This is a genomic window from Faecalibacter macacae, assembly GCF_003687725.1.
Lineage (GTDB): Bacteria > Bacteroidota > Bacteroidia > Flavobacteriales > Weeksellaceae > Empedobacter > Empedobacter macacae.
In genome coordinates this window covers 34,338-49,443 of the sequence record NZ_RDOJ01000009.1, presented here as the reverse complement: position 1 = coordinate 49,443, position 15,106 = coordinate 34,338, and the positions used below count along the sequence as shown (strand labels likewise).

General features: G+C 29.4%; 15 protein-coding genes. 13 read left to right on the top strand and 2 right to left on the bottom strand.

Translation table 11 applies throughout. The features are described from left to right. The first annotated feature begins 84 nt into the window (after positions 1-84). The 6 genes from EAH69_RS07985 to EAH69_RS07960 all read left to right on the top strand — a co-directional run bounded on the left by EAH69_RS07985 (position 85) and on the right by EAH69_RS07960 (position 8,936). On the top strand, positions 85-3,195 hold the full coding sequence (locus tag EAH69_RS07985) for an SIR2 family protein (RefSeq protein ID WP_121934670.1): 3,111 nt from the start codon (positions 85-87) through the stop codon (positions 3,193-3,195). Between the two features lie 93 nt (positions 3,196-3,288). Then, positions 3,289-3,891, top strand: coding sequence for a DUF6088 family protein (locus tag EAH69_RS07980; protein WP_121934669.1), 603 nt, complete (start codon positions 3,289-3,291; stop codon positions 3,889-3,891). 225 nt (positions 3,892-4,116) lie between these two features. Beyond that, complete coding sequence (locus EAH69_RS07975) at positions 4,117-4,785, top strand: transposase (RefSeq protein WP_121934668.1); 669 nt, start codon at positions 4,117-4,119, stop codon at positions 4,783-4,785. A gap of 135 nt (positions 4,786-4,920) precedes the next feature. Continuing rightward, positions 4,921-8,013 (top strand): type I restriction endonuclease subunit R, encoded by a 3,093-nt coding sequence (locus tag EAH69_RS07970; protein ID WP_230466751.1) that lies wholly within the window; start codon positions 4,921-4,923, stop codon positions 8,011-8,013. Positions 8,014-8,243: 230 nt separating this feature from the next. Continuing rightward, positions 8,244-8,636 carry a nucleotidyl transferase AbiEii/AbiGii toxin family protein gene (locus EAH69_RS07965; RefSeq protein ID WP_230466750.1) on the top strand — a complete coding sequence of 131 codons (393 nt, stop codon included), beginning with the start codon at positions 8,244-8,246 and terminating at the stop codon, positions 8,634-8,636. 96 nt (positions 8,637-8,732) lie between these two features. Further along, positions 8,733-8,936 (top strand): YwbE family protein, encoded by a 204-nt coding sequence (locus EAH69_RS07960; RefSeq protein WP_121934666.1) that lies wholly within the window; start codon positions 8,733-8,735, stop codon positions 8,934-8,936. 108 nt (positions 8,937-9,044) lie between these two features. Here the strand turns inward: EAH69_RS07960 and EAH69_RS07955 are convergent, their stop codons facing one another. Continuing rightward, positions 9,045-9,251, bottom strand: coding sequence for a helix-turn-helix transcriptional regulator (locus tag EAH69_RS07955; RefSeq protein WP_121934665.1), 207 nt, complete (start codon positions 9,249-9,251; stop codon positions 9,045-9,047). 204 nt (positions 9,252-9,455) lie between these two features. On the opposite strand from EAH69_RS07955, the gene EAH69_RS07950 reads away from it, so the two are divergent. Genes EAH69_RS07950 through EAH69_RS07940 form a run of 3 tightly spaced genes read left to right on the top strand, consistent with a single transcriptional unit; the run spans position 9,456 to position 10,920 of the window. Next, positions 9,456-9,662, top strand: coding sequence for a helix-turn-helix transcriptional regulator (locus EAH69_RS07950; protein ID WP_121934664.1), 207 nt, complete (start codon positions 9,456-9,458; stop codon positions 9,660-9,662). Next, entirely contained in the window at positions 9,659-9,982 is a 324-nt protein-coding gene (locus tag EAH69_RS07945; protein ID WP_121934663.1) for a HipA N-terminal domain-containing protein, read from the top strand. Before EAH69_RS07950 ends, EAH69_RS07945 begins: the two co-directional genes overlap by 4 nt. After that, on the top strand, positions 9,982-10,920 hold the full coding sequence (locus EAH69_RS07940) for a HipA domain-containing protein (protein ID WP_121934662.1): 939 nt from the start codon (positions 9,982-9,984) through the stop codon (positions 10,918-10,920). Before EAH69_RS07945 ends, EAH69_RS07940 begins: the two co-directional genes overlap by 1 nt. 266 nt (positions 10,921-11,186) lie before the next feature. On the opposite strand, the gene ytxJ is transcribed toward EAH69_RS07940, so the two are convergent. Further along, positions 11,187-11,519: a bacillithiol system redox-active protein YtxJ gene (gene ytxJ, locus EAH69_RS07935; protein WP_121934661.1), complete on the bottom strand. Its 333-nt coding sequence runs from the start codon at positions 11,517-11,519 to the stop codon at positions 11,187-11,189. A gap of 269 nt (positions 11,520-11,788) precedes the next feature. Here ytxJ and EAH69_RS07930 point away from each other — a divergent pair, with 269 nt between their 5' ends. From EAH69_RS07930 to EAH69_RS07915, 4 genes are all read left to right on the top strand, one after another. Beyond that, entirely contained in the window at positions 11,789-13,186 is a 1,398-nt protein-coding gene (locus EAH69_RS07930; protein ID WP_121934660.1) for an MBL fold metallo-hydrolase, read from the top strand. A 6-nt stretch (positions 13,187-13,192) separates the two neighbouring features. Further along, a complete protein-coding gene (locus EAH69_RS07925; RefSeq protein WP_121934659.1) occupies positions 13,193-13,441 on the top strand; it encodes a rhodanese-like domain-containing protein in 249 nt (82 codons plus the stop codon). Continuing rightward, positions 13,438-13,740: a thioredoxin family protein gene (locus tag EAH69_RS07920; protein WP_121934658.1), complete on the top strand. Its 303-nt coding sequence runs from the start codon at positions 13,438-13,440 to the stop codon at positions 13,738-13,740. The genes EAH69_RS07925 and EAH69_RS07920 overlap by 4 nt, the downstream gene beginning before the upstream one ends. A gap of 159 nt (positions 13,741-13,899) precedes the next feature. Next, positions 13,900-14,706 (top strand): sulfite exporter TauE/SafE family protein, encoded by an 807-nt coding sequence (locus EAH69_RS07915; protein WP_121934657.1) that lies wholly within the window; start codon positions 13,900-13,902, stop codon positions 14,704-14,706. The last annotated feature ends 400 nt before the right edge of the window (positions 14,707-15,106 follow it).

Genomic DNA, 15,106 nt, shown 5'->3' with positions numbered 1-15,106 from the left:
CTTCAATCGTTGTTGTTAAGTCGCTTGGCGAGGTTGGAGGGGTAAACTAACTAATATTCAAAATTAACTACTAGAAAAAAACTTATGGAATTAGATTTTGATAAATTCAAAAGATCCTTGATTATCTCTAAAAATGATAAATATGCATTTTTATTAGGTGCTGGATGTTCTATATCATCTGGAATACAATCTGCTTCTGATTGTATTTGGGAATGGAAAAAAATGATTTACGAGACTAATAATAACATTTCAGATGAATCTTTAGAAAATTTTAAAAATAAAAAAAATCAAAACATAATCCAGAATTGGTTAGATAATCAAGGAAGATTTCCGACCAAAGATTCAGATATAGAATATTCATTTTACGCTAATGAATGTTTTCCAATTGATGATGATAGAAGAAAGTATTTTCAAAAAATTTGTTCAAATGCTCAACCATCTATAGGTTATAAAGGAACAGCATTATTAGCAAAATTTGGATTTTTAGATAGTGTTTGGACAACTAATTTCGATGATTTAATACGAGATGCTTGTATATCACAGAGATTTCAATCTATAGATATTTCTTTAGATAATACTTCAAGAATAAATAGTCGTGCTCAAAATATTTCCGAATTACCTATTATAAAATTACACGGAGATTTTAAATATGGTGATTTAAAAAACACAGAAGAAGAACTTAAAAAGCAAGATGAAGTTTTTCGTGAAAAAATGATTGAATATTTAGCAGATAAACATTTAATTGTTTTAGGGTATAGTGGTAGAGATCATTCATTAATGAATACATTAAAAGATGTTTATTCAAAAGATGGTGGTGGTAGACTATATTGGTGTGGTTATCATGAAAATAAAAGTAAAACTGTTACTGAATTAATAAACCATGCAAATAAGACTAGAAATAAAGCTTTTTACATAGCTACAGAGGGTTTTGATATTGCAATACGTCAAATTAGCCAATTAATTTTAGCATCTAATAAAGAATTAGATGAAGAATTTAAATCTATTGTAAAAAATAGTAGTAAAAATATTGAGTCAACTCCATTTAATCTAGTACAAAGAAAATCTAGTACAGTTTTAAAAAGTAATTGTTTTCCAATTCAATTTCCAAAAGAAGTTTATGTTTTTGAGCATAAAATTTCTGGAAAAACATGGGATTATTTAAATGAAAATATTTTGTCAAATAAAAATATTACAGCAGTTCCAATAGGCAATCAAATTTGGACATTAGGTACTGCTGATAGTATTCATAATGCTTTTGAAAATTTGATAAATGGTAAGTTAGGTCGAAAACCAATTACGGAAATATCAAATACATCTAATAATCTGATATACTTGTTTCTTTCATCTTTATGTAAATATTATTCTTCTAGTAGTAATTTAAATACTGATTTCAAAAGAAAATTATGGGATGCTAATGATTGGAAAACTATTAAAGGACAAAAGGTATATAGTGCTATTCGCTTAGACATTGAAATAATCAATAAACAGTATTATTTGACATTAAATCCTGATTTTTATGTAGAATCTAAAAATGATTTACATGGAATAGGATTAGAATATTTTCATCAAATATGGAATAATAAATTTAATGACTATGTAGATAAATGGAGAAAAAGATTATTTATCAATACATCAGAATTTGATTATCCAATAAGTTCTAATTCGGGTTTTAGTTTCAAGGTAACAAAGAATCCAATATTTACTATAATTGATGATTTAACAAAATCTCGTGATGAATCACATAATGTACCTGCAAATTTGATAAGTTATAAAGGTGTAAAATTTAAAGAACCAAACTTGATATTTAGTTCCGTAAATGGAGGTAAAAGAAGTTTCGAACCACATCCAATGAAAGGGTTAGTTCAATATAATCCATTTGAAACAGGTGTTAATCATTTTTTAAAAAAAGAAATAAAACTTTCAGTATTATGTATTGATGAATATAGTAATCAATTGTTTAATTTTCTTAATAAATTGAATAAAAAAATATCAACCACCAATCCAAAGGAAAATTATGTAATTAATTACGAAGGGTTTGAAGACACTTATAAAGTGAAATTAAAAATACCTGAAATCGAATCTGAGGATTGGAAAAAAATTAATACGATTAATTTACAAAATGATTCGAGAGCTATTTCACATTCTATAAAAGAGACTATTTGTTCAGAAATTCTTAAAATAAGTGCATCAGGTAGTCAAAAGATTATTGTCATTTTTATTCCTAATAAATGGTTACCCTACACATCTTATTCTAATAATATAGAATCATTTGATTTACATGATTATATAAAAGCTTTTTGTGCAGAAAAAGGTTTAACATCTCAATTTATTACAGAAAGAACAATATTAGATTATAAACAAGAATGTCAAGTAATTTGGTGGCTTTCTTTATCATTTTACGTAAAATCTTTCCGTACACCCTGGTTAGTTGAAAATTCAACAAATGAAACAGCATTCGCAGGAATTGGATATAGTATTGATAAACAAAATAAAAATCATATTGTACTAGGATGCAGTCATTTATACACTTCAAATGGTGAAGGATTAAAATATAAATTATCTAAATTAAGTAATGATAAAATTCAATGGAGAGACAAAAAACCTCATTTGTCTTACGATGATGCATATGATTTTGGAAGATCAATTATTAATTTATTTTATGAATCAATGAACGAAATACCAAAGCGTGTTGTGATACATAAAAGAACTTTTTTTACTCAAGAGGAAACAGATGGAATATGTGATAGTTTATTAGAAAATGCTAATGTCGAAAATGTTGATTTAATTGAAATTAATTTTGAAGAGGATATAAAATATGTTTCTAGCAAAATTATAAATGGAGAAGCTAAAATAGATGGTTTTTCAGTGGCTAGAGGCACTTGTATTCAATTATCATATAACTCAGCATTACTATGGACACATGGAATAATTCCAGCAGTTCAAAACCATAATTTTAATTTTTATCCTGGAGGAAGGTATATACCTAAACCATTAAAGATAATTAGACATTATGGTAATAGTTCTTTAGAACAAATTTCAAATGAAATATTAGGACTTTCAAAAATGAATTGGAATTCCCTAAATATGTATTCTCAATTGCCCGCAACAATATTTTCATCTAATGAAATAGCTAGAATTGGTAAACTAGTAAATAATATAGGAACTTCAGAATATGATTATAGATTTTTTATTTAATTTATAAAAAAATCATTACTCAGTCATTTAAACAAACGTGATTTTGTAACAAATTTTCACTAAATTTGTTACAGAATATAAAGATAAAACCAAGTGAAATCATCTAAAAATCAAATAGAAACAAAGATTTTAAAATCTTCATTAGGCGAAATATTTTTCGCTGAAGATTTCTATGCGTATGGTTCACCAGGTAATATCCGTTTAACGCTTTTTCGTTTGGTGAATGAAGGCATATTAGAACGTTTGGCTCAAGGCATTTATCTAAAACCCAAAAGAGATCCTTTATTAGGTACTCTTTATCCTACTACGGAAGAAATAGCCAAGCAAATAGCACAACGCGACAAAGCGCGAATTGCCCCAACAGGTGTATTCGCTTTGTATTTGTTGGGGCTAACCACACAAGTTCCTCTAAAAGCGGTGTATCTGTCCGATGGTTCGCAACGAGAAATTAAAATAGGAAACCGTACCATTCAATTCAAAAAAACGGTTCCAAAAAGTTTTGCCATCAAAGATGAATTGTTGCATTTGATCGTACAAGCGTTTAAAGAAGTGGGCCAAAACAACGTAACCGAAGATTTTATAGAAAAAATAAAGCCTTCTATAGTGCAGCTCAACTCTCAAGTGGTCCAAAAGCAAGTAAAATATGCACCGGTTTGGATACAGAAACACATCAATAACCTTTATACACAAAGATAAAATTTGTAACACTTTCTACTATACTAATTACAAAAGCCAAAAAAACACAACATGAAAAATTTCTTTGAAATACACCGAATCACAATTAGAACAAAGTTTTATTAATTTTTTGGTGATAGAGGCTTAATCAAAATTTTTGAAACAGTGGGCGAAGATAGTATGGGCGAATTGCAATTCGCCCCAACAAAAAACTATCAGTATATTATACTTTTAAATAGCTAAGTTATGGAACAATACAACCCTTATAAACATCATCGAAAGTCGATACGTTTGGTTGGCTATGATTATAGCCAAGCGGGATTGTATTTTGTTACTTTAGTTTGTCAAGATAGAGCGCATTTGTTTGGTGATATAAAAGATGGCATCATGTATTTGAATGAATTTGGGCAAATTGCAGTTGATGAATGGCTACATACGCAAGAGGTTAGAGATAATGTTGTATTGCATGAATATGTTGTAATGCCTAATCATATCCATGGTATTATAGAAATACAATATCCAAAAGAATCTAGTAATATTGTAAGCGCTTTTAAATCGCCATCCCAAACCATAGGTGCAATCGTAAGAGGCTATAAAATAGCTACTATAAAAAGAATAAAAAAAATAGTAAAACGAACAGAAGAAAGTAAGGGCGTAGATAGTAAGGGCGAAGATAGTAAGGGCGAAGATAGTAAGGGCGTAGATAGTAAGGGCGAATTGCAATTCGCCCCAACTGCCACAACCGTCCCAACCGCTACAACGAGGGAAATCATAAAATCCTTAGATTATAAAATCTGGCAACGTAACTACTATGAACATATCATAAGAGATGAAAAGGCTTATATCAATATTAGTAATTACATTATTGAAAATCCTAAACGATGGATTAACGACGAATATAACCTATTACAGTAATAGCATAAGTAAGGGCGAATTGCAATTCGCCCCAACCGCCCCAACTGCCCCAACCGCTACAACGGAAATAAAGGATGTAAATAACCTATTATGAAATACACCGAATCACAATTAGAATAAGCATTTATAGGCCTTTTGGATGCAGAAGGCTATCACTATATTAACGGAAAAGAATTAATAAGAACTTCTAATCAAGAAGTATTGATTAAGGAAGATTTGCGCGCTTTTTTACAAGATCGTTATGAAGATTTAGAAGAAATAGAATTGGAAAGCATCATCAATGAATTGGCATTTCAATCGACTTCTAATTTGTACGAGTCTAATAAATACATTTGCAAATTATTGGCAGATGGATTTATTTTTAAACGTAACAATCCACAAAAAAAGGATTTACATATACGATATATCGATTGTGATTCGGTAGACAATAACACATTTAAAACTGTCAATCAACTTGAAATTCAAGGAACTGAATTACGAATTCCTGATTTGATTTTATACATCAATGGTATTCCAGTTGTGGTCTTTGAATTTAAAACATTAATTGAGGAAGAAATAACAATCTTTAAAGCATACGAACAATTAACTAATCGTTATAAAAGAGATATACCCGAACTATTGAAATACAATGTGTTTTGTGTGATTAGTGATGGGGTGAATAACAAAGCCGGAACAGTATTTTCTCCTTACGAATTTTACTACGGTTGGAATAAAATTACGGGAGTAGAAAAAAAAGCTTTAACAGGTATAGAAACTACAACTTCTATTGTTCATGGAATGCTGAACCAAACAAGATTGGTCGATATCATCCATCATTTTGTTTTGTTTCCTGATTCTTCTAAAAAAGAGCTAAAGGTTTTAAGTCGATATCCGCAATATTATGCGGCCAATAAGTTGTATCAAAACATCAAAGCTCACCGTAAACCTGAAGGCGACGGAAAAGGTGGAACGTACTTTGGTGCAACAGGTTGTGGAAAAAGTTATACGATGCTGTATTTAACGCGTCTATTGATGCGTTCAACCAATTTTGCAAGTCCTACGATTATTATCATTTCAGACCGTACCGATTTAGACGACCAATTGTCGAAAGATTTTACCAATGCCAAGAGATTCATTGGGGATGAAAATATCATCAATATCGAATCTAGAGCCGATTTACGATCTCGATTAAGAGGAATTGAAAGTGGTGGTGTTTATCTGACTACGGTACAGAAATTTGCTGAAGATGCTGAAATCTTATCCGATCGTACCAATATCATTTGTATTTCGGATGAAGCCCACCGGTCACAAGTGAATTTAGACTTAAAAATTAAAATTGACGAGGAAAAAGGAGTGACAAAATCCTATGGTTTTGCTAAATATTTACACGATTCTTTACCTAATGCAACTTATGTAGGATTTACAGGAACACCTATCGACAAAACGTTAGAAGTTTTTGGAGAGGTGGTAGATCAATATACGATGTTCGAGTCTGTAAATGATGAAATTACCGTTCGTTTGGTCTATGAAGGAAGAGCCGCTAAAGTCAATTTAGATTACAATAAGGTGCAAGAAATTGAAGCCTATTACGAAAATGCAGTAGCCGAAGGCGCTTCTGAATATCATGTAGAAGCCAGCCAAAAAGCGATTGCTAAAATGGAAGTTGTTTTAGGGGATACGGATCGAATTAAAGCCATTGCACAAGATTTTATTGCGCATTACGAAAAACGTATCGAGGAACGTGCTACCGTTGCAGGAAAAGCGATGTTTGTATGTGCTTCTCGTACCATTGCATATAAATTGTACCAAGAAATATTAGCCTTACGACCTGAATGGGGAGAAGTAAATATTTCGGATGGATTAACTGAGAAAGAGCAAAAAGAAATCAAACCTATCGAACGTGTGAAAATGGTGATGACACGTAATAAAGATGATGAAAAAGAGCTTTGGGAGCTTTTGGGTAATAAAGATGAACGTAAAGAATTGGATCGACAGTTTAAACACATCAAATCCAACTTTAAAATTGCGATTGTAGTAGATATGTGGTTGACAGGATTTGATGTTCCTTTTTTAGATACTATTTATATTGATAAACCTTTACAAACGCACAATTTAATACAAACCATTTCTCGTGTCAACCGAAAATACGAAGGAAAAGATCGCGGATTAGTGGTTGATTATATTGGAATTAAAAAGAATTTGAACAAAGCGTTAGGCGTGTTCAACAACCAAACTGCCGATGATGATTTTGAGGACTTAAAACAAGCTGAAATACTGGTTCGAGATCAAATGGATTTGTTACGTCAGTATTTTCATACGTTTGATGCCAAAGGATATTATGAAGGAAATCCTGTAGAACGTTTGCAATGTTTACAAAAAGCATCTGAATTTGTGTTATTGACGGAAGAATCGGAAAAATTTTTTGTCAATGTAACGAAGAAATTAAAGTCGGCTTATAATTTGGTCAGCGGTTCTGAATTATTCACACCAAAAGAAGTGGATGAAATTCATTTTTATTTTGCCGTTAAATCCATTGTTGTCAAGTTGACCAAAGGAGAAGCACCTGACACGGCTCAAATGAATGAAAAAGTAGCTAAAATGGTAGAAGATGCGATAATATCTGAAGGTGTAGAGGAAATCTTTAAACTGGATGATAATAAAGCCAATGCTATTGATTTGTTTAACGATAAATTCATTGAGAAAATCTCTAATCTTGAATTACCGAACACAAAGATTAAAATCTTAGAACGTTTACTAAAACAAACGATTACTGACTTTATAAAAGTGAATAAAGTGAAAGGTCAAGATTTTGCTGAACGTTTGAAAAGCATTGTGGATCGTTACAACGAACGTAGTGAAAAAGATATTTTAGATTATGATGGTATACAAGCTGATACAGCAGAACAAATGCTAGATTTAATCATCAAATTACGCACTGAAATGGCTTCATTTGAAGATTTAGGCATCGATTATGAAGAAAAAGCTTTCTACGATATTTTGGATGTCATTTGTAAAAATTATGGATTTGAATTCGATAAAGATAAAATGTTAGAACTCGCTCGTGAAATAAAAAAGATTGTAGACAACGCCTCTCAATATCCTGATTGGGCTGAACGAGATGATATTAAAGCACAATTGAAAATGGATATTATTATCAAGCTTCACGAGTTTGGTTACCCTCCTATTACGCAAGAAGATGTTTACAAGAATGTATTGGAACAGGCCGAGAATTTTAAGAAGAATAGGTAAAAATGAAGGGAATCAAACTTCATTAAAAGGTGCTTTGTAATTCTTTAAACATATCACTTAAAATTTGGTCCATAGGAACAATTTTATATAAAGTACACGCATTATTCAAATGAACATACGATTCATGGAATCTTATTCAAAACAAAAAAATTCATTTACTTGAACAAACAGGTATAACTAAAGGTTTTCCTGCCTTTGTAATAGAGAAATATTTGTGGGTTTGTATTTTGTTGAAATCTATTTTTCAATCACGATATGCTAATTCAATTATCTTTAAAGCTGGTACATCATTAAGTAAAACTAATGATGTAATTGATCGATTTTCTGAAGATATTGATTTTATTATCGATCGTCATTTATTAGGATTTGATGAATTAAATTCAAAATCTCAAATTAAAAAATTACGAAAATCTTCAGGTGGATTTATTATAAATAAGTTTAGAGAAGAATTAATTCAGCAATTGGATCAATTAGGAATTAGCAAAGAATTATATGAAATCAAATACAACGAAGATGTAGACGATACATGCGATCCTAATACATTAGAAATTTATTACCAATCTTTAGTGCCTGTCAACAATGCTTATATTCAACAAAAAATTAGTTATAAAAATGTAGCTTAACTTATTCTCCAATTTTTGTTTGCATTTCAAGTATTTTTTTAATTTCCTTTACGATAGAATGAATATTTTTTCCATTTATTTTAAGATATTTGTAATATGGATGGTAAAACAAGAGCAAATATAAAATCAGGAACACTGGTTAATATTGTATTGAAAAAGGATCAACGAACTGGCGAATTAACTGAGGGTGTAGTGAAAGATTTATTGACTTCTGCGCCTTATCATCATCGTGGTATAAAAGTTCGTTTGATGGATGGACAAATTGGACGTGTACAGGAAATTATTGAAGACGATTTTTAGAACGCATTAAACTATAAATTAAAAGCTCTTATCATTATTGATAAGAGCTTTTAACATTTTTATTTCTATTATTTCACTTATAAAATTACGTTGAAAAGAAGAAATAAACTATTCGATTGTTTTAACCTCTAATTTAATCTCCAATCCTAATGTATCACACAGCTTATATAGTGTTCCCAATGTAGGATTACCTTTGCCACTTTCAAATTGTTTTATCGTACGTAAACCAACACCTGAAATCTCAGCTAATGTTTCTTGTGAAATAGCTAAAACTTTACGTCTTTCTTTGATTTGATGAATTATCAATAGTGTCATATATTGCACTTTTATAGATATATTACTGTTTATTTAATATAAAGTGTAAAATTAGTGCTATATATTGCACTAATTTATTAACCTGACTACATTTTTATAATCATATACCCTAAAGGGTATAAATATAGTTATAAAACAAAATTTTATACCCTAAAAGGTATAATTAAAAATTATTTCATATATTTATACCTTAAAGGGTATAATATGAATTTATCAATTGCAGATTTTGTAAAACAAAAACGAAAAAGATTAAAGATTACTCAGCCAGAACTTGCTGAAAGAGCTGGTGTTGGTCTTCGTTTCGTTCGAGAATTAGAACAAGGTAAACCAACTTTAAGATTAGATAAAGTAAATCAAGTATTAGCATTGTTTGGATCTGAAGTTGGTGTTATTGATAAAATTGAGATATGAGAGAAGGATTAGTATACTATAAAGACAAATTTGCAGGTATAATTACCGAAAATGAAGACGGGTTTATATTTAAATATGACATAGAATATTTAAATGATGAAAATTCTAAACCTATTAGTTTAACCCTGCCAAAGCAACTTGAAAGCTATGAAAGCAAAATATTATTTCCATTTTTCGATGGTTTAATACCAGAAGGATGGCTTTTAAACATAGCTGTAAAAAACTGGAAATTGAATACAAAAGATCGATTTGGCCTGTTACTTATACTTTGCAAAGATTGTATTGGTAGCATATCTATCATACCAAAAAATGAGAAATAATGAAAAAGTGTTTAAGCTGTTATAAAGAGCTGTCAGAAAACGAAATTGATTTCCATTCTAAATGTGCTAGAAAAATATTTGGTAGTCATACTCTACCACGAATTGATTTTGATAGTAAGCAAATTGAAGAATTAGCTAAGAGAATTATTAATAAAAGTATAGCACTAACAGGAGTTCAACCAAAGCTATCTTTAAATCTAATTAATAATAAAAATAAACAATCAAGATTTACAATTGTTGATCTTGAGGGTAATTATATTCTAAAACCTGCATCAAATGACTATATTAATTTACCTGAAAATGAAGATTTAACTATGCATCTAGCTGATTTAGTTAAAATTAAAACAGCCAAACATACTTTAATTCGCCTTAAATCAGGTGAATTAGCTTATTTAACAAAAAGATTTGATAGAAAAGAAAATCAAAAAATTTCAGTTGAAGATTTTTGCCAATTGAGCGAAAATCTAACTGAGCATAAATATCGTGGGTCTATAGAAAAAATAAGTAAATTAATCTACCTATATACTAAAAACAGTGGTTTAGAGGCTCAAAGATTATTTGAAATCGTTCTATTCAATTATTTAGTCGCTAATGCAGATATGCATCTAAAGAATTATTCATTAATTGAAAATGAATTTAATGAGTATGAGTTATCACCGGCTTATGATTTATTAAATACACTAATTCTTATACCAGATGATAAAGAAGAATCCGCATTGACAATTAATGGTAAGAAAAATAGACTAAAAATTGAAGATTTTGATCAATTAGCAAAATCGCTTAAAATCTCAGAGAAATCATTACAATCTATCTATAAAAAATTCGTCAAGGTTAAACCAAAATGGGATGAATTTATTCAACAAAGTTTTTTAAACGATGATGTTAAACTAGAATATCAAGAAATAGTTAATAACAGATTTAAGAAGATCTTCCAATAATTTCTAAGCAATAATGTTAAACTTTCAATAAAATCACTTCACCAAAACTACACCTCTCACCTACTAAAATTCTTATATATAAAGGCTTTAGTATATTCTGTATCGGAAAGTAACCACATCAAACTAAACAATAATAAAACCTCTTAAAGCATTGAATTTAAGAGGTTTTTATTCTTTTTACAAACTTACGTTATATCAATATTATAATAATATCTGTACCTTATTTGTATTTTATCATCAAAAATGAGCCTTAATCTTCATTTAAATTAATCAACTTTATATAAATCCAATTGTTTTTGGATTTCTTCATTTTTGATTCCACGGTGTGATGCATTATAAACACATTTTCCATCTTTTATAATAAGGACTTGAGGTGATTCGTGTAAAATATTATATCTACGCTCTATTTCGTTTGATATTGGTCTATATGTTAACAAATCTAAATAATTCAGTTCAAAATCACTTACCTTAACTATATCCCAAATAATATCACATAATCCACATGTTGTACTATGTTTATATATAATCTGAGGTTGATTGAACGAAGCTTGATCTAATTGATCTAAATGTTCTAAAGTTGTAATATCTATTTTTTTCATTGGTAATATTTAAAAGTTATATCGATTAATTCTTTTCTAAAATTACAGTTTATTTAATGATTACGCTAATAAAAAAGTTATATCAAACGGATAATAACAAACACATTTTAATATAATCACTTAATTTTTTTTTCTCTGTTTACGCTCATACAAAATTAAATAAACATAACAATAGGAATGTAACAAAGGTTACTGTATAGGATTATATGAGTCTTTAAATTTGCATTAATAAATAATTGATAATTAATATTAACCATAAAAATCATTCTATGTTTTTTCAACACATTTTCGAAAAATCGTTAGCACATTCTAGCTATATAGTAGGATGTCAAGCTGCTGGAGAAGCTATTGTTATAGACCCTAAAAGAGATATTGACACCTATTTACAAATCGCTTCTGAAAATAATTTAAAAATTACACATATTGCTGAAACACATATTCATGCTGATTATCTATCAGGAAGTCTAGAGTTAGCTTATGTTACCGGCGCAAAAATTTATGTTTCTGATGAAGGTGGACCAGATTGGCAATACGAATATGATCATGTTGGATTAAAAAATGGAGATAAAATAAAAGTAGGAAATCTAATTTTTGCTGTGATGCATACGCCTGGACATACACCAGAAAGTATCAGTTTATTATTAACTGATACACCAGCTACAATGGAGCCGGTAATGATTTTTACAGGAGATTTTGTATTTGTTGGAGATATTGGACGTCCTGATTTATTAGAAGCAGCAGCTGGGTTAATAGGTTCGAAAGAAATTGGTGCTAAACAAATGTTTGAATCTTTAAAAAAGTTCGAGAAATTACCAGAATTTATTCAAGTTTGGCCGGCGCATGGAGCAGGATCTGCTTGTGGTAAAGCCTTGGGAGCTGTTTCTAGCTCTACAGTTGGTTACGAAAAAATTAGAAATTGGGCTTTTAAATTAAATTCAGATGTAGAAGTTTTTTCTGATTATTTATTAGCCGATCAACCAGAAGCACCTGCCTATTTTTCTAAAATGAAGCAATTAAATAAAAAACTTCGTCCATTATTGATTGAAGTTCCTAAGGTTGCTGAATTAACTAAAATTGAGTTCGAAAAGGCAAAAAATTTTGGTATGAAAGTAATTGACACAAGAAATAAAATAGAATTTTTCAATTCACATATTCCAAACACAGTTAACATCCAAAATAATAAAACATTAAACACTTGGATGGGTTGGATGATTAATTACGAAGAACCAATTGTTTTGATCGCAAACCATGAAGAAATAGAAGAAATTACTCGTAAATTAATGCGTATTGGTATGGATAATATCTACGGATACATTAAGCCAAGTTTACTTTTAGATGATAATGAAAATACGGTTACTTCAAAAATCATTGATGCTGATAGGATGGAATCTTACCTTGGTAAAAATGATATTCAAATCTTAGATGTTCGTGCAGAAACTGAATTTAAAGCGGGACACATTCCAGGTGCAAAACATATTTTTGTAGGTCATTTAAGAACAAAAGCGAATGAATTAGATCCAAAGAAAAAGATTGTTTTACATTGCCAGGCTGGTGACAGAGCAACAATTGCGCAAAGTTATTTAGAATCGATTGGGTTTAAAGTTGAAAATTATTCTGCTGGTATAGCAGATTGGAAACAAAAAGGAAAATCTTTAACTATCAACTAATCCAACATGATTCAGAATATAATTCTTATCGATGTACGTACACCTGAAGAGTTTCAAAATGGTCATTTTCCTAATTCAATCAATATTCCATTACATGAATTAGAAAATAGACTTAACGAGATCGATCGATCAAAAATAATTGTGACACTTTGCAGAAGCGGTGCAAGAAGTGAGCAAGCTAAATCAATATTAATAAAACACGGCTATAATTCGAGTAATGGTGGTGCATGGTCTGTATTTAATGAAAATAAATGATACAAGATAGAATCAAAGAAGATAAACCTATATTAATAGATTTTTACACTACAACATGTAGTATATGTACAGTTTTAGATCAATCTTTAAAAGAAGTTTCTAAAGAATTTAAGGATGAGTTAGATCTTATAAAAATCGATATTGATAAAGATAAAATTAATACTATTCACTTCGATGCAACTTATAAAATAATGGGAGTACCTACTCTAATGTTATTCAAAAACAATAAATTGCTATGGAAATATAATGGTGTTTTGTTTCCTGATGATTTGATTAATAATCTTAAAAAACACTTATAATATCAAATCCAAAATTGGGTCCAAATATTCTTTTTTTACAATGAAAGTGACTGAAAATTCAGTCACTTTTTTTCTATAAAAAAAAATCACTTATGTAACATTTGTAACTGTGGAATAATGCTAAAATAAAGACATTTGAAGCTTAAAACAAAAATTATCATGAACGACATTATAGGGTACATCATTACAATTCTTGTAGGAATTACTTTAGGATTAATGGGTAGTGGTGGATCAATACTTACTGTTCCAAATCTCGTTTATTTATTCGATATCAATACCGTACAAGCAACTACTTATTCTTTATTTATTATAGGTATTACCTCTTTAATTGGAAGTTATGATAAAATTAAAAATGGTTTAGTTAATTTTAGATTAGTAATAATTTTTGGAATTCCTTCATTACTTGCGATGATTGTTACGAGAATTTACATTTTAAAATTCCTATCTCAACAAATTTATTTTCCTTATTTGGGAGTAATTTCAAAAGATATTTATTTAATTTTTGCATTTGCTATCGTAATGATATTTGCAGCTTATAGTATGATTACGAACAAACAAGAGGATTGCATAGAATGTGGTAAAAAGATGGAGAAGAAAACATTCTTATTATTGTTTCAAGGAATAATTATCGGAACAATTTCAGGAATTTTTGGAGCTGGTGGTGGATTTTTAATTATTCCCGGATTAGTTGTTTTTGCTAAAGTTCCGATGAAAAATGCTGTCGCTACTTCCCTATTTCTAGTTGCTATTAATTCGATTATAGGTTTTACAAGTGATTTTCAACAATTCAACACCTTAAATTGGACATTATTATTATCAATGACTATTTTGTCTATTATAGGAATTGTACTGGGAAACTATTTGGTTCGATATGTAGATGCGTCTAAATTGAAACCGTATTTTGGATATTTTATATTATTTATTGCATCCTTAATTTTAATTCAAGAATTTGTTTTAAATTCATAATTCAATTATGATAAATCGTTTCAAATATTTAACTAATTTCAAACAACTCAGAATAACTTGTTGGATCATTTTGTCGTGCTTTGCATTAGCATCATGTACAATTAAAGAAGCTATTTTTGAAACTGTAGGTTTAACATTTGAAAAACCATACAATAAAACAAAATCAACTTCAACATGCTATACTACTAATCAATTAAAAGTTAAATCTTACAAGCAGCAACAAAATATAAAGTTTAATGTCAAAGCGACCGATTTACTTCCTTTTTTTGTCGTAAATCATAAACCTTACTCAGACAGCTATAACTTTGATTATCATAATAATAGTCCACCAAAATACATCCTTTATCTTCAATTAAAAATAGCAATAGTTTAGCCATTTAATCATCAAATTAAATTGTTA

What these genes read in the sequence shown, in the direction of transcription:
- EAH69_RS07985 (WP_121934670.1), top strand. Translation starts at nt 85, where the DNA reads ATGGAATTAGATTTTGATAAATTCAAAAGATCCTTGATTATCTCTAAA.
- EAH69_RS07975 (WP_121934668.1), top strand. Translation starts at nt 4,117, where the DNA reads ATGGAACAATACAACCCTTATAAACATCATCGAAAGTCGATACGTTTG.
- EAH69_RS07960 (WP_121934666.1), top strand. Translation starts at nt 8,733, where the DNA reads ATGGATGGTAAAACAAGAGCAAATATAAAATCAGGAACACTGGTTAAT.
- EAH69_RS07955 (WP_121934665.1), bottom strand. Translation starts at nt 9,251, where the DNA reads ATGACACTATTGATAATTCATCAAATCAAAGAAAGACGTAAAGTTTTA.
- EAH69_RS07950 (WP_121934664.1), top strand. Translation starts at nt 9,456, where the DNA reads ATGAATTTATCAATTGCAGATTTTGTAAAACAAAAACGAAAAAGATTA.
- EAH69_RS07945 (WP_121934663.1), top strand. Translation starts at nt 9,659, where the DNA reads ATGAGAGAAGGATTAGTATACTATAAAGACAAATTTGCAGGTATAATT.
- EAH69_RS07940 (WP_121934662.1), top strand. Translation starts at nt 9,982, where the DNA reads ATGAAAAAGTGTTTAAGCTGTTATAAAGAGCTGTCAGAAAACGAAATT.
- ytxJ (WP_121934661.1), bottom strand. Translation starts at nt 11,519, where the DNA reads ATGAAAAAAATAGATATTACAACTTTAGAACATTTAGATCAATTAGAT.
- EAH69_RS07930 (WP_121934660.1), top strand. Translation starts at nt 11,789, where the DNA reads ATGTTTTTTCAACACATTTTCGAAAAATCGTTAGCACATTCTAGCTAT.
- EAH69_RS07925 (WP_121934659.1), top strand. Translation starts at nt 13,193, where the DNA reads ATGATTCAGAATATAATTCTTATCGATGTACGTACACCTGAAGAGTTT.
- EAH69_RS07920 (WP_121934658.1), top strand. Translation starts at nt 13,438, where the DNA reads ATGATACAAGATAGAATCAAAGAAGATAAACCTATATTAATAGATTTT.
- EAH69_RS07915 (WP_121934657.1), top strand. Translation starts at nt 13,900, where the DNA reads ATGAACGACATTATAGGGTACATCATTACAATTCTTGTAGGAATTACT.